Raw genomic sequence first — 14,988 nt, 5'->3', positions numbered from 1 at the left:
GGCATGGCCCGCACCCCGTTGCGCAGCGACCTCATCGAGCAGATCACCGCCCGCGTGCTGGACCGGCGGCTCGCGGCCGGGTCCCGCGTCAACGAGGTGCACCTGGCGCGCGAGCTCGGCGTCAGCCGGACACCGTTGCGGGAGGCGCTGATCGGGCTCGCCGACCGCGGTCTGCTGGTCTCCGCGCCCGGCCGGGGGTTCCTGGTGCCGCCGTTCGACCCGGACGAGGCGCGCCGGCTCTACCCGCTGGTGGCCGAGCTGGAAGCCCTGGCGCTGCGCTGGACGTCGCCGGTCGAGCTGACCGGGCTGCCGGACGCGCTCGACGCCGTCGCCGACGAGATGGCGCGCGCGGACGGCGGTGATCTGTCCGCATTGGACGAACGATGGCACGCGCTGCTGCTGTCGCGCTGCCCGAACCCGCACCTGCTGCGGCTGATCGAGCAGACCAAGCCGCTGCTCAAGCGCTACGAATCGGCGTACTTCGCCCGGCACGACCACGCCGGGGAGAGCATCGGGGAACACCGCCGCATCGCCGCGGCCCTGCGTGACGGCGACCTGACGGCCGCGTCCGCGGTGCTCGTCGCCAACTGGGTCAAGGCACTGGCGTACCTGGGGAAGGACGAAAGATGATCATCGCGCACCTGAGCGACCTGCACCTCGACGGCGACCCGCGGGCGGAAGAGCGCGTCGCGGCGGTGATGGGCTACCTCGGCGGGCTGGCGCGGCCGGTCGACGCCGTCGTCGTCACCGGCGACATCGCCGACCACGGCACGGCGGAGGAGTACGCGCGCGCGCCGCCGAGCTGCTGAAGCACCCGGCGCCGGTGCTGGTGTGCCCGGGCAACCACGACGTCCGCGCGGCGTTCCGCACGGGACTGCTCGACCTGCCGGCTTCCGACGGGCCGATCGACCTGGCGCAGGAGATCGGCGGAGTGCTGTTCGCGCTGTGCGACTCGACGATCCCGGGCCACGGCGCGGGTTTCCTGTCCGACGAGACCCTGGCGTGGCTCGACGGCGTCCTCTCCGGCGGCGACGGCCCGGCGTTCGTCGCGTTCCACCACCCGCCGGTGGAGGTCGGCGTCCCGCTGGTGGACGCGATCCGGCAGACCGGTTCGGAGCGGCTGGCTCCGGTGCTGGCCCGGCACCCGCGAGTGGTGGCGCTGCTGGCCGGGCACGTGCACACCGGCGCCTCGACGACGTTCGCCGGGGTCCCGCTGCGCATCGCCCCCGGCGTCGTTTCGGGCTCGCTGCTCCCGATCGAGCCGGGCGCGGACCGCGGCTGGGCCGAAGGCGGCCCGCTGGACTACGACCGCCCGCCGGCCCTGCTGCTGCACGTCCTCCACGACGACGGCCGGGTGACCAGTCACCACCGCACCGTCCCGCTTTGACCCACCCCAAGCGCCCCAATGTGGCCTTCGGTGCGTTGAACGCAACCAAGGCCACATTGGGGCGCTTTCAGCTGCTGAACACCGGCAGCGTGATCCGGGACGGCCGCGCCGCGTCGTGGAACACCTCGAAGCGGTTCGGCTTCCCGGCCACCGCCGAGGTGACCGGCTCGCCCGTGCCGTGGTTGCGGGCGAAGCGCGGGAACGCGCCACCAGCCACCTGGACGCGCAGGCGGTGGCCGCGGCCGAAGCGGTACGCCGTCGGGTCGAGCGTCACTTCCGCGGTCACCACCCCGTCGGGGTCCGCCGACGGGACGCCCGGGCGCAGCCGCAGGATTCCGTCGGTCACGTTGCGGGAGACGCCGCCGGCATCGACGTCGCACAGCCGGACGTAGACGTCGGCGTGGCCCAGCTCGGTGCGCACGTGCACGGTCGCCGACACCTCGCCGATGACGTCGAGGTCCGACGGCAGCGGCTCGCCGGTGAACACCAGCACGTCCGGCCGGGCCTCGACCTCCTGGTTGTCCCGCTGCTTCCACTCGCCCATCAGCAGCGGGCCGCCGACCGCCGGCGTCGGATCGGCCGGGTCGTAGGTGAACGGCGTCGGCAGCGCCGGGTCGGTCGCGACCTCGCCGAGGCCGCCGATCGGCCGCAGGTGCGCCTCGGTCGCCTTCGACGGCGGCGGCCAGGACTCGAAGTCCAGCCACGTCCCGGCGCCCTGGAGGAACAGCCGGACCGGGGCGCGCTGCAGCTGGGTCCGGTCGCCGAGCAGGTGCGCGCGCAGGAAGCCGAGCTGGTCGCGGATCATCGGGCCCATGCTCGCGGGCTCGCCGTGCGCCCACGGCCCGATCGTGATCCGCGGGGCCTTGCCCGCGTCGGCGAGGAGCCGGAAGTCGCGCAGCTGCGAGCCGATGAACAGGTCGTACCAGCCGGTGACCATCGACACCGGGACGTCGAGCCGCGCCACTTCGGCACTGTGGTCGGACATCGCCCAGAACTCGTCGCCGGGCACGGCGTGCTCGGTGACGTCCTGGAGGAACCGCACCGGCTTCCCGATCGCGGCGACGTCGGCGCCGCTGATCGGCAGGTGCGCCATCGCCCGGCGGGTCTTGCGCGTCCGCAGCGGGTTCGGCAGCGCGGCGAAGCGCTCCTCCTGGCGGCCGATCATCGCCGACCACGAGACCATGTTGTCCGCCGCGAGCACGCCGCCCGGGTAGAACGTCGAGACGAACTCCGACGCCGTCACCCCGAGGCACATCGCCGCCAGCGGCGGGTCGAGGTACGGCCCGACCGCCCACTGCGTGTGCCCGAGGTAGCTGGCGCCGGCCATGCCGAGGTTCCCGTCGCACCACGGCTGGGCGCGCAGCCACTCGGCGGTGGCGAGCCCGTCCTCGCGTTCGAGGTGGAAGGGCCGGAACTCGCCGCCGGAGCCGAACGAGCCGCGGGTGCTCTGGACGACCGTCTGCAGCCCGTGCCGCGCGAAGGTTTCGCCGAAGAGCTTCGAGGCCAGGCCCTTGCGCCCGTACGGCGTGCGGATCAGCACGACCGGCGCCGACGTCGTCCCGTCCGGGGCGTACCGGTCGGCGAGCAGCGTGACGCCGTCGGGCATCGGCACGGCGAGGTCGCGCGTCACGACCGGCTTGGGGCCTTCGGTGCGGGGGAGTCCGAGCAGCTTGTCGACAAGTCGGTCCAGCACGGGCGGCCGCCTTCCGAAGTGGAGTAGATCCATCCGGATCCGACCGTACCTCAGTTCGCGCGCGCGAGGGTTTCCGGCCGCAGCAGCCTCGCCAGCTCTTCGGCGGGGATCAGGCCCTTCTCGACGACGAGCTCGGCGACCCCGCGCCCGGTTTCCAGGGCCTCCTTCGCGATCTCCGTCGCGGCCGCGTAGCCGATGCTCGGGTTGAGCGCCGTGACCAGGCCGATCGAGTTCTCGACGTAGGCGCGCAGGACGTCCACGTTCGCGGTGATCCCGGAAACGCACTTCGTGGCCAGCGTCCGGCAGGCCGCGCCCAGGTGCGTGATGCTCTCCGAAAGCGAGTGCAGGATGATCGGCTCGAACGCGTTGAGCTGCAGCTGCCCCGCTTCGGCGGCCATCGTCACGGTGACGTCGTTGCCGATCACCTCGAACGCGACCTGGTTGACCACCTCCGGGATCACCGGGTTGATCTTGCCGGGCATGATCGACGACCCGGCCTGCACCGGCGGCAGGTTGATCTCGTTGAGGCCGGCGCGCGGCCCCGAGGACAGCAGCCGCAGGTCGTTGCAGCTCTTCGACAGCTTGACCGCGATCCGCTTGAGGACGCCGGAAAGGTGCACGAACGCGCCGCAGTCCTGGGTGGCCTCCACGAGATCCGCCGCGGTGACGACCGGCAGACCGGTGATCTCGCGCAGGTGGCGGCAGGCGGCTTCGGCGTAGCCCGGCGCGGCGTTGAGGCCGGTGCCGATCGCGGTCGCTCCGAGGTTGATCTCGTGCAGCAGCGCGACGGCTTCGCCCAGCCGCAGCCGGTCCTCGCCGAGCATCACCGCGTAGGTGCCGAACTCCTGGCCGAGCGTCATCGGCACGGCGTCCTGCAGCTGCGTGCGGCCCATCTTCAGCACGTCGTGGAACTCGACGGCCTTGGCCGCGAACGCCTTCTCCAGCACGACCATCGACTCGGCCAGCTCGCGCACGGCGATGATCGTCGCGACGTTGACCGCGGTCGGGTAGGCGTCGTTCGTCGACTGCGAGAGGTTGACGTGCTCGTTGGGGTGCAGGACGTGGTAGTCGCCCTTGGCGTGCCCGAGCAGCTCGAGCGCGCGGTTCGCGATCACCTCGTTGGCGTTCATGTTGGTCGACGTCCCGGCGCCGCCCTGGATGACGTCGACGACGAACTCGCCGTGCAGCGCGCCTTCGCGGATCTCCCGGCAGGCCGCGCAGATCGCGTCGGCGATGGCGGGGGAGAGCAGGCCCAGCTCGGCGTTGGCGCGCGCGGCGGCCTCCTTGACCGAGGCCAGCGCCTCGACCAGGTGCGGGTACGCGGCGATCGTCGTGCCGGTGATGGGGAAGTTTTCGCGGGCGCGGGCGGTGTGCACGCCCCAGTACGCGTCCGCGGGGACGTCCTTGTCGCCCAGCAGGTCGTGTTCGCGGCGGGTGGTCATGCGGTGCTCCCCACGGAAAGGGTGAAACGGAGGTTGTCCGGGCCGGGCGGAACGGCCACCCCGCACAGCCCGAGCAGCGCGGCCAGCACGGGGTACCGCGCCCGGTCCCCGCCGTCGGCGATCTTGACCGCGATCGCCGTGCCGTCCGGCAGCGCGGCGACCTGGACGGCCTCGAACCCGTCCTTGGCGATCAGCCCGGGCACCGCGCGCATGACGGCGGTGACGTCCCGGCGGCGGCCGCCGACCAGCTCCGGGTGCCGCCGGATCCCGTCGGCGACCAGGCCCTCCGGCGTGCCGGGCGCGGCCGTGGCGATCTTCGACACGGCCGTCGCGAGCCCGCGCAGCGTGGTCGCGAAGAGCGGTGCGCCGCAGCCGTCGACCGCGACCCGCGCGATGCCGCGGCCGGTCAGGTCCTCGACGGTGGCGGCGATCGCGCGCTGCAGCGGGTGGGCCGGGTCGAGGTAGCCGTCGGTGGCCCAGCCGTTGAGGTCGCAGGTCGCGAGCATCGCCGCGTGCTTGCCGGAGCAGTTGTGCGCGAGCCGCGCCGGGGCCCGGCCGGCGGCGATCCAGCTGTCCCGCTCGACCGGGTCGAACGGGAAGTCCGCGGGGTTGCCCAGCAGGTCCGGGGAACGGCCGTCGAGCACCTCGAGCGCGGCGTCGAGGTGCATCGGCTCGCCGGAGTGGCTGGCCGCGGCGATGGCGAAGCCGGCCGGGGACAGGCGCAGGCCGAGCCGCGCCATCGCGGTGGCCTGCAGCGGCTTCGCCGTCGACCGCGGGTACATCGGCGTGTCGGCGTCCCCGGCGGCGAACCGCGTCGAGCCGTCCGGGGCGAGCACCACGGCCGAGCCGTGGTGGACGCCCTCGACCAGCCCGTCGCGGATCAGCTCGACGAGGGGTTCGTGACTCACAGGTCCTCCTCGTCGAACGCGCGCATGTCGATCCGCTTGCGGACGCTGAACCAGCCCACGACCAGGGCGACGGCGATCGCCGGCAGCGCGAGCAGGGTGATCCGGCCGGTCTCGTCGAAGCCCATCAGCACGACGACGGCGGCGAGGAACATCAGCGTCGCGATCTCGGTGTAGGGCGAGAACGGGAGCCGGAACGACGGCCGCTCGAGGCCGTCGCGCTTCGCCTTGCGCACGAACAGCAGGTGGCAGAGCACGATGATGGCCCAGGTGGCGAGGATGCCGATCGCGGCGAAGTTCAGCACGATGTCGAAGGCCTCCTTCGGCACCAGGTAGTTGAGCCCGACGCCGAGCACGCAGACGGCCGCGGTGAGCAGGATCCCGCCGTAGGGCACGTGGTTGCGGTTCATCACGCCGGTGAACTTCGGGGCCGAGCCCGCCACCGCCATCGACCGGAGGATGCGGCCGGTCGAGTACAGCCCGGAGTTCAGGCTGGACAGCGCCGCGGTGAGCACGACCAGGTTCATCACGCTGTCCGCCGCGGGCACGCCCAGGTGCGAGAGCACGGTGACGAACGGGCTCTGGTCCTTGGTGTAGGAGCTCCACGGCAGCAGCATCGCCAGCAGCACGACCGAGCCGACGTAGAAGACCAGGATGCGCCACATGATGGAGTTGATCGCCTTCGGCATGATCTTCTCCGGGTGCTCGGTCTCGCCCGCGGCGACGCCGACCAGCTCGACCGAGGCGTAGGCGAACACCACGCCCTGCACGATCAGCACCATCGGCAGCAGCCCGGACGGGAAGATCCCGCCGTGGTCGGCGATCAGCTGCGGGCCGCCCGCGACGCCGTCGATCGGCGTCTGCGTCACCAGCAGGAAGATGCCGATCACCATGAACAGCACGAGCGCGGCGACCTTGATGATCGCGAACCAGAACTCCATCTCGCCGAACAGCTTCACCGACACCATGTTCAGCGTCAGGACGACGGCGAGGGCGATCAGCGCGAGCACCCACTGCGGGATCGGCGAGAAGAACGACCAGAAGTGCGCGTACAGCGCGATCGCCGTGATGTCGGCGATACCGGTGGTCGACCAGTTCAGGAAGTGCATCCAGCCGGCGACGTACGCGCCCTTCTCGCCCATGAACTCGCGGGCGTAGGAGACGAAGGCGCCGCTGGAGGGCCGGTACAGGATCAGCTCGCCGAGCGCGCGGACGACGAAGAAGGCGAAGAGCCCGCAGACGCCGTAGACGATCGCCAGCGCCGGCCCGGCCTGGGCGAGCCGGCCGCCCGCGCCGAGGAAGAGGCCGGTGCCGATCGCCCCGCCGATGGCGATCATGTTGACGTGCCGGGACTTCAGGGCCTTGCTGTACCCGGCGTCGCCCGCATCGGGGGTGTCGGCGGCCGTGAGGGTCTGTTCGGTCACTGGTCCCCGTTCACGATGCTGGTCAGAGTGGCTTCGACGTGCTGCAGGTGCGCCGTCATGGCTTCGACGGCGCCGGTCTCCGAGCCGTCGGCGATGGCGGTGACGATCTCCCGGTGCTCGACGTTCGACTGGCGCCGCCGGTCGCCGAGCTGGTTGAGGAAGGCGGACTGGCGGGCGAGCGCGTCCCGGATCTCCTCGATCACCTTCCCGAACACCGGGTTGCCGGAGGCCTGGGCGATGGTGATGTGGAAGAGCGAGTCGAGGGCCACCCAGGCGGTGTTGTCGGTCTCGGCGTCCATCCGGTCGAGCAGGTGGGCGAGCAGGTCGAGGTCGTCCTGGCTCCGCCGCACGGCCGCGTACCCGGCGACGGGGATCTCGACGTGCCGGCGTACCTCGATGAGGTCGCGGGCCGAGTAGGGCCCGAAGGTGGGGTTGTCGGCCGGGCCGGTGGCGGTGACGAAGGTGCCCTTGCCGGTCTTCGACTCGGTCATGCCGAGCGCCTGGAGGCCGCGCAGGGCTTCCCGGATCACCGACCGGCTGACCTCGAATTCCCTGCTCAGGGCGGCTTCGGAGGGGAGCTTCCCGCCGACGGTGTACTCGCCGCGCTCGATCGACGCGCGCAGGTGGGCCAGCACGGCTTCCATGGCACTCACCCGGCGAGGACCACCTTGTCCGGCTGTCTGGCTGTCAGACAGGTTCATGGCGGGAATGCTCGGTCCCGGCGCCGCCGGTGTCAACGCGAGTGCCCGGCTCTGTGGCCCAGCTCACCGCCGCCGCCCTGGGGTCGCTTCGGGTCGCCCGAAGGTCGCGAATGACTCATTCGAGACCTACGAGGTCCCGAATGAGTCATTCGCGGCACTCGCCGGGGCGCCCCGCGTGACCGTCCGGGCGCGGCGCGTGTCGTGATCGTTTCCGCCGAAGGGGCCGCGCGTCGGTGCTCCGGTCCGGCCCCGCCGAGGCGCACAATCAAGCCCGGTGAGCGCGGGATAAGGTGGGAGACCCGGGCGCGCCGGTCCGATCCACCTAGGGGAGGTTTTCGCTGGTGTCGAACGATTCTTTCGTCCACCTGCACGTCCACACCGAGTACTCGATGCTCGACGGTGCGGCGAAGATCGCTCCCCTCTTCGCGGAGGCGGCGCGCCTCGGCATGCCCGCGGTCGGCATGACCGACCACGGCAACATGTACGGCGGCGACGAGTTCTACCAGCAGTCGAAGAAGCACGGCCTCAAACCGATCATCGGGATCGAGGCGTACGTCGCGCCGGAGTCGCGGTTCCACAAGAAGCCGGTCTTCTGGGGCCAGTCGAACCAGCGCGGCTCGGACGAGCTGGGTGAGGGCGGCGACGTCTCGGGCGCCGGCGCGTACACCCACATGACCATGCTCGCGCAGAACGCCACCGGCCTGCGGAACCTCTTCAAGCTGTCCTCGCTGGCCAGCATGCAGGGCTACTACCGCAAGCCCCGGATGGACCGCGAGCTGATCGCCGAGAACCACTCCGGGATCATCGCGACCACCGGCTGCCCCTCGGGCGAGGTGCAGACCCGGCTGCGGCTGGGCCAGAAGGAAGCGGCGATCCAGGCCGCGTCCGACTACAAGGACATCTTCGGCGCCGACAACTTCTTCCTCGAGCTGATGGACCACGGCCTGCCGATCGAGCGGTCGGTCCGCGAGGGCCTCCTCGAGGTCGGCCGGCTGCTCGACCTCAAGCCGATCGCCACCAACGACTCGCACTACGTCACCAAGGACCAGGCCGACACGCACTCGGCGCTGCTGTGCGTCCAGGCCGGCAAGACCCTCAACGACCCGACCCGGTTCAAGTTCGACGGCGACGGCTACTACCTCAAGTCCGCCGCCGAGATGCGCGAGTACTGGGACAAGGAGGTCCCCGGCGCGGCCGACACGACGCTGCTGATCGCCGAGCGCGTCGAGTCCTACGAAGACGTCTACTCGCACAAGGACCGGCTGCCGTTCTTCGAGGTGCCGGAGGGGTACGACCAGGGCGGCTGGCTGCGCGAAGAGGTCCAGCGCGGGCTCAAGTGGCGCTTCCCGGACGGCGTTCCGGACGAGTACTACAACGAGCGCATCGAGATCGAGCTCGACGTCATCATCGGCAAGGGCTTCCCGGCCTACTTCCTGATCGTCGCCGACCTCATCAGCTACGCCCGCAAGGTCGGCATCCGGGTCGGCCCCGGCCGTGGTTCGGCCGCCGGTTCGCTGGTCGCGTACGTCCTCGGTATCACCAACCTGGACCCGATCCCGCAGAAGCTGCTGTTCGAACGGTTCCTCAACCCCGAGCGCGTCTCGATGCCCGACATCGACATCGACTTCGACGACCGCCGGCGCGGCGAGATGATCCGGTACGCGACCGACAAGTACGGCTCGGACAAGGTCGCCCAGGTCATCACCTTCGGCACCATTAAGACGAAAGCCGCGATCAAGGACAGCGCGCGCGTCCACTTCGGCCAGCCGGGCTACGCGATCGCGGACAAGATCTCCAAGGCACTGCCGCCGCCGATCATGGCGAAGGACATCCCGCTCTCGGGCATCGTCGACAACAAGCACGAGCGCTACGGCGAGGCCGCCGAGGTCCGCGCGCTCGTCGAGACCGACGACGAGTGCAAGACGATCTTCGAGACCGCCCGCGGCCTCGAGGGCCTGATCCGCAACGCCGGCGTCCACGCCTGCGCGGTCATCATGTCCTGCGACCCGCTGACCGACGCGATCCCGCTGTGGCAGCGTGACGACGGCTCGATCATCACCGGCTGGGACTACCCGTCGTGCGAGGCCATCGGCCTGCTGAAGATGGACTTCCTCGGCCTGCGCAACCTCACCGTCATCGGTGACGCGATCGACAACATCAAGGCCAACCGCGGGGTCGACATCGACCTCGACCGGCTCGGCATGGACGACCCGGAGACGTACAAGCTGCTGGCCCGCGGCGACACGCTCGGCGTGTTCCAGCTGGACGGCGGCCCCATGCGCGACCTGCTGCGGCGCATGGAGCCCACGGTGTTCGACGACATCGTCGCGGTCGGCGCGCTGTACCGCCCCGGCCCGATGGGCATGAACGCGCACAACGACTACGCCGACCGCAAGAACAACCGGCAGAAGGTCAAGCCGATCCACCCGGAGCTCGACGAGCCGCTGCGGGAGATCCTGGCCGACACCTACGGCCTGATCGTGTACCAAGAGCAGATCATGCACATCGGCCAGAAGGTGGCCGGGTACACGATGGGGCGCGCGGACGTGCTCCGCCGCGCGATGGGCAAGAAGAAGAAGGAAGTCCTCGACAAGGAGTACGAGGGCTTCGAGGCCGGCATGCGGGCCAGTGACCTGCGGCCCGGCGGGTTCTCGCCCGAGGCGATCAAGGCGCTCTGGGACACGATCCTCCCGTTCGCCGGGTACGCGTTCAACAAGAGCCACGCGGCCGCGTACGGCCTGATCTCGTACTGGACCGCCTACCTCAAGGCGAACTTCCGGGCCGAGTACATGGCCGCCCTGCTCACGTCGGTCGGCGACAACAAGGACAAGTCGGCGGTCTACCTGTCCGAGTGCCGCCGGCTCGGCATCAAGGTGCTGCCGCCGGACGTCAACGAATCGGCCCTGCGCTTCGCGGCCGTCGGGGACGACATCCGCTTCGGCCTCGGCGCGGTCCGCAACGTCGGCGCGAACGTCGTCGAGTCGATCATCAAGACCCGCGAGGAGAAGGGCAAGTACGCCTCCTTCACCGACTTCCTCGACAAGTCCGAGCTCGTGGCCTGCAACAAGCGGGTCATCGAGTCGCTGATCAAGGCGGGCGGGTTCGACTCCCTCGGCCACACGCGGCTGTCGATGATCCAGGTCCACGAGGACGCGGTCGAAGCCGTCGTCCCGCTCAAGCGCCAGGAGGCGATGGGCCAGTTCGACCTGTTCGGCTTCGGCGGCGAGGACGAAGACGCAGTGGCCTCGTCCCCGCTGGCGCACCTGAAGTTCGGCGAGGAGGAGTACCCGCGCAAGCAGCTGCTCGCCTACGAGCGCGAGATGCTCGGCCTGTACGTCTCGGCGCACCCGCTGGACGGCGCCGAGCGGATCCTGCGCAAGCACGCCCCCAAGCCGATCGCGAGCATCCTCAACGATCCGCCGAAGGAAGGCGAGCTGGTGATCTCCGGGCTGATCACCTCGCTCGAGCGGCGGGTCAACAAGAAGGGCGAGCCCTGGGCGATCTGCACGGTCGAGGACATGGACGCCTCGCTCGAGGTGCTGTTCTTCCCGAAGTCGTACGCGCTCTTCGCCAGTGAGCTGATCGAAGACAACGCGGTCCTGGTCAAGGGCCGGGTCAACTGGCGCGAAGACAAGATGTCGATCTTCGGCGGCGGCCTGGCGACGCTCGACCTGTCCGAGGTCGGCACCGGTAACGGCGACGACGAGCCGCCGCTGGTGCTGCTCGCGGCGGCGGAGAAGATCGACCAGTCGGTGGTGAGCGAGCTGCGGTCCACGCTGCTGGCGCACAAGGGCGAGACCCCGGTGCACCTCAAGCTGGTGGGCAAGAACCAGACGGTCTTCGCGCTGTACGACTACCCGGTCAAGGTCAGCTCGATGCTGATCGGCGAGCTCAAGGGCATCCGGGGCATCACGGCCTCGACGTGAGGCTCCGGGATCCGTGCGCACAGCGCGCGCGGATCCCGCCTTTCGTGTTTGCTGAGTGGGGTATCCCCGGCCAGTGAACTTGCGTGAGGTCTGCCCTCGATGACGTACGAACCCGATCCCCGCCGCTGGAAAGCACTTGCCGTCTCGCTCACGGCCGGGTTCATGGGCCTGCTCGACGTCAGCATCGTCAACGTCGCCCTCCCCTCGATGCAGTCGGGGCTGCACGCGAGCAGCGGCGGGATCCGCTGGGTCGTCTCCGGCTACGCCCTCGCGTTCGGCCTGGTCCTGGTCACCGGCGGCCGCCTCGGGGACGCGTTCGGCCGCCGGAACATGTTCCTCGGCGCCCTCGCCGCCTTCGTGCTCACCAGCGCACTGGCCGGCGCGGCCCCCGACGAGACCACGCTGGTGCTCGCCCGCCTGGCCCAGGGCGTGGCCGCGGGCATGCTCACCCCGCAGAACACCGGCCTGATCCAGGACCTCTTCCGCGGCGCCGAGCGCGGCCGCGCGTTCGGGATGTTCGGCGCGGTCGTCGGGATCTCGACGGCGGTCGGCCCGATCCTCGGCGGGTTCATCATCGCCGTCTTCGGGGCGCAGGACGGCTGGCGCTGGGTGTTCTACGTCAACGTCCCGATCGGCGTGCTCGCGTTCGCCCTCGCGCTGCGGCTGCTGCCCCGCAGTGAGAAGAAACAGCTCAAGATCTCCTCGGAGATCGACTTCGTCGGCATCGTGCTGCTCGCGGTCGCCGTCCTCGGTGTCCTGCTCCCGGTCGTCGACGCCGACCAGGGCGGCCTCAAGCGAATGTGGTGGCTGTTCATCGTCGCGGTGGTCTTCGGGGTCGCGTTCGTGCGCTGGGAGCACTCGGTGGTCCGGCGCGGCCGGTCCCCGCTGCTCGACACCCGCCTGTTCACCGGCACCCCGGGCTACGCCGCCGGCGCGGCGGTCGGCGCCCTCTACTTCTGCGGGTTCGCCGGGATCTGGCTGGTCTTCGCGATCTACTTCCAGCAGGGCCTCGGCTACTCGCCACTGCAGTCGGGCCTGTCGGTGACGCCGTTCGCGCTCGGTTCGGCGGTGTCGGCCGCCGTCGCCGGCCGGCTCGTGCCCCGGTTTGGCCGCCGGCTGACCGTCACCGGGCTGGGCATGGTCGCCGTCGGGCTGCTGGCCGTCGCGCTGCTCGCCGAGCTGGTCCCGCCGTCGGCGTCCGGTTGGGCCTTCGCGGTGCCGCTGGTGTTCGCGGGCGTGGGCGGCGGGATGGTGATCTCCCCGAACACGACGTTGACGCTGGAGTGCGTGCCGGTCCGGATGGCCGGGGTCGCCGGCGGCGCGCTGCAGACCGGGCAGCGGATCGGCACGGCGATCGGCACCGCCGTGCTCGCGTCGGTCTTCGGCATGGTCCTCGGCCGCGGCTATCCCGTGGCGCTCACCGTGGCGCTCAGCTGCGCGGCCTTCTTGACCTGCGGCGCGCTCGCCCTGGCGCTCGCCGAGCTCCGCGCCCGGCGGCGCCGGGCTTCCGAACAGGAACGGGAAACCCGCCGGGACGAAGCTTCCGCCGCGGACGTCCACCGGGCTTGAGAGACTACTTTCCGCAGATTCGCGATGCTCCATCCGAGTGACGAGCGCGGAAAGACACTGGTGCTACGGAGAGCAACCGGGTAGATCTTATGGAGCCTTCACTGCGCGGCTTCGGCTACCGACAGTGGCAATCAGTCGGCCACCCGGGGATGGGGTGACCGGCTTGAGCGATCGAGGCGTCCGGAGTACGAGGGAATGGACACACTCGGTCACCTTCCGTTCAGTGGGTGTCGGCGTCCGCGGGGGACCGTCCGGCACTCGCGGAAGGGCTGCCCATCGGTGCCCGCCGGCGCGTGACGGTGGCGGGCGGGCCCGGGGGAGGGGGAACCGGGCCCGCCCGTCTTCTGCACCCGTGTCGTGCTTCCACGCGGCTCGTGATCATGTTGGGATGACCGCGTCCGACAGGCACGAGCCCGGGGAGCCCCGATGACCGAGCAACTGCTGCGCCGGGTGTGGTACCGGCCGATGCGCGCCCGCGACAGCGGCGAGGACCACCGCGTCGCGACCCCGCTGGAGCTGCTGTTCGACCTGTGTTTCGTGGTCGCCGTCGGCCAGGCGGCCGCGCAGCTGCACCACGCGCTCGCCGAAGGCCACGTCGCACACGGCGTGTTCTCGTTCGCGCTGGTCTTCTTCGGGATCTGGTGGGGCTGGCTGAACTTCTGCTGGTTCGCCTCGGCGTTCGACACCGACGACGTGCCGTACCGGCTGGTCACGCTGCTGCAGATCGCCGGCGGCCTGACCGTCGCGGCCGGGGTGGAACGTGCGTTCAACGGTGACTTCCGGGTGATGGTCGCCGGCTACGTCCTGATGCGGCTCGCGATGGTCGCGCAATGGCTGCGGGCCGCCCGGACGGACGCGGAGTGCCGCCCGGCGGCCCTGCGCTACGCCGCGGGGATCGCCTTCTGCCAGCTGCTGTGGGTCGGCTACCTGTGGCTTCCGCACGGCCTGCAGCCGTACGCGTTCTTCGCCTTCGCGATCCTGGAGATGGCGGTGCCGGTGTGGGGGGAGAGCCGCCAGGGCACGGCGTGGCACCCGCACCACATCGCCGAGCGGTACGGCCTGTTCACCCTGATCGTGCTCGGCGAAGTGATCCTCAGCGCGACGAACGCGCTCAAGGAGGCCACCGCCGAACCCGGCCACCTCGGCACGCTGATTTCCCTGGCCGCGGCGGCGCTCGTCCTCGTGTTCTCGATGTGGTGGCTCTACTTCGACCGGCCGGGGCACGCGCGCCTCGTCCGCCGCCCGACGATGTTCACGTCGATGACCTGGGGCTACGGCCACTACTTCATCTTCGCTTCCGCCGCGGCCGTCGGCGCCGGGCTCGAGGTGGCGGTCGCCTACGACACGGGAACGCTGCCCGGTATCGGCGGGGTGGCCGCGGCGCTGGCGACCACGGTCCCGGCCGCGGTCTTCCTGCTGAGCGTGTGGCTGCTGCACATCGGCCCGACGAACGAATGCCGCCCGATCGCCATCGGGTTTCCGGTGACCGCGGTGCTCGTCGTCGCGGCGTCGTTCACGCCGGCGCCGATCCACGTCGCCGCCGGGCTCGCGGCCGCGCTCGTCGTGCTGACGGTGGTCGCGACGCACGGAGAGCGGCACCCGGCCTGACGGCGGTATCGGTGCAGGTCAACGGCCTGGCGCGATAAAAGGGACCCCCCTGTGCAAGGGGGTTTCGGGGGCATGTAAAGTTCTCCAAGTCGCCAGGGAAACCGGGTGGCCGCCGGGAACACGAACCAAGCTCCTACGATCGTGGTAGAGTGGGTGGTCCCGAACCAGGGTGGTATCCCTGGAACAAAGCTTGAAACAATAGCCGAAGACCAAAGCGCTTCGCGGCGCGGCGGTCCGAAGTGTGTTGCTTGAGAACTCAACAGTGTGCTAGTGAACTAAGCCAGTAGAGCTTATGTATTGAACCTCGTTTGAGGTTCCTTTGAGAGCATTAAT

The 14,988-nt window shown here is 70.4% G+C and carries 9 protein-coding genes and 1 pseudogene; 5 read left to right on the top strand and 5 right to left on the bottom strand.

Annotation, left to right across the window (positions count from 1 at the left end; translation table 11 throughout):
- Positions 1–3 precede the first annotated feature (3 nt).
- Both AB0M30_RS33915 and AB0M30_RS33910 read left to right on the top strand, forming a co-directional pair.
- A complete protein-coding gene (locus tag AB0M30_RS33915; RefSeq protein WP_364592362.1) occupies positions 4–630 on the top strand; it encodes a GntR family transcriptional regulator in 627 nt (208 codons plus the stop codon).
- Positions 627–1,387: pseudogene (locus tag AB0M30_RS33910) on the top strand (metallophosphoesterase). Before AB0M30_RS33915 ends, AB0M30_RS33910 begins: the two are co-directional and overlap by 4 nt.
- Before the next feature lie 67 nt (positions 1,388–1,454).
- On the opposite strand, the gene AB0M30_RS33905 reads toward AB0M30_RS33910, so the two are convergent.
- Genes AB0M30_RS33905 through AB0M30_RS33885 form a run of 5 tightly spaced genes read right to left on the bottom strand, consistent with a single transcriptional unit; the run spans position 1,455 to position 7,495 of the window.
- Positions 1,455–3,080: a CocE/NonD family hydrolase gene (locus tag AB0M30_RS33905; protein WP_364592359.1), complete on the bottom strand. Its 1,626-nt coding sequence runs from the start codon at positions 3,078–3,080 to the stop codon at positions 1,455–1,457.
- A 50-nt stretch (positions 3,081–3,130) separates the two neighbouring features.
- Complete coding sequence (gene aspA / locus AB0M30_RS33900) at positions 3,131–4,522, bottom strand: aspartate ammonia-lyase (RefSeq protein ID WP_364592356.1); 1,392 nt, start codon at positions 4,520–4,522, stop codon at positions 3,131–3,133.
- On the bottom strand, positions 4,519–5,430 hold the full coding sequence (locus AB0M30_RS33895) for an asparaginase (RefSeq protein ID WP_364592353.1): 912 nt from the start codon (positions 5,428–5,430) through the stop codon (positions 4,519–4,521). The genes aspA and AB0M30_RS33895 overlap by 4 nt, the downstream gene beginning before the upstream one ends.
- Positions 5,427–6,851: an amino acid permease gene (locus AB0M30_RS33890; RefSeq protein WP_364592350.1), complete on the bottom strand. Its 1,425-nt coding sequence runs from the start codon at positions 6,849–6,851 to the stop codon at positions 5,427–5,429. The genes AB0M30_RS33895 and AB0M30_RS33890 overlap by 4 nt, the downstream gene beginning before the upstream one ends.
- The gene (locus tag AB0M30_RS33885) at positions 6,848–7,495 is read right to left on the bottom strand and encodes a FadR/GntR family transcriptional regulator (RefSeq protein WP_364592649.1); all 648 of its coding nucleotides are present in this window, start codon (positions 7,493–7,495) and stop codon (positions 6,848–6,850) included. Before AB0M30_RS33885 ends, AB0M30_RS33890 begins: the two co-directional genes overlap by 4 nt.
- Positions 7,496–7,893: 398 nt before the next feature.
- Here AB0M30_RS33885 and dnaE point away from each other — a divergent pair, with 398 nt between their 5' ends.
- The 3 genes from dnaE (at position 7,894) to AB0M30_RS33870 (ending at position 14,655) form a co-directional block, all read left to right on the top strand.
- Positions 7,894–11,478, top strand: a complete 3,585-nt coding sequence (dnaE, locus tag AB0M30_RS33880; RefSeq protein ID WP_364592348.1) for a DNA polymerase III subunit alpha — start codon at positions 7,894–7,896, stop codon at positions 11,476–11,478.
- 99 nt (positions 11,479–11,577) lie between these two features.
- Positions 11,578–13,047: an MFS transporter gene (locus tag AB0M30_RS33875; protein WP_364592345.1), complete on the top strand. Its 1,470-nt coding sequence runs from the start codon at positions 11,578–11,580 to the stop codon at positions 13,045–13,047.
- Between the two features lie 426 nt (positions 13,048–13,473).
- On the top strand, positions 13,474–14,655 hold the full coding sequence (locus tag AB0M30_RS33870; protein WP_364592342.1) for a low temperature requirement protein A: 1,182 nt from the start codon (positions 13,474–13,476) through the stop codon (positions 14,653–14,655).
- The last annotated feature ends 333 nt before the right edge of the window (positions 14,656–14,988 follow it).

This window comes from Amycolatopsis sp. NPDC051716 (assembly GCF_040681595.1).
Lineage (GTDB): Bacteria > Actinomycetota > Actinomycetes > Mycobacteriales > Pseudonocardiaceae > Amycolatopsis.
Note: the sequence above shows the minus strand (reverse complement) of the source record. Positions and strands in the feature narration are given on the sequence as shown.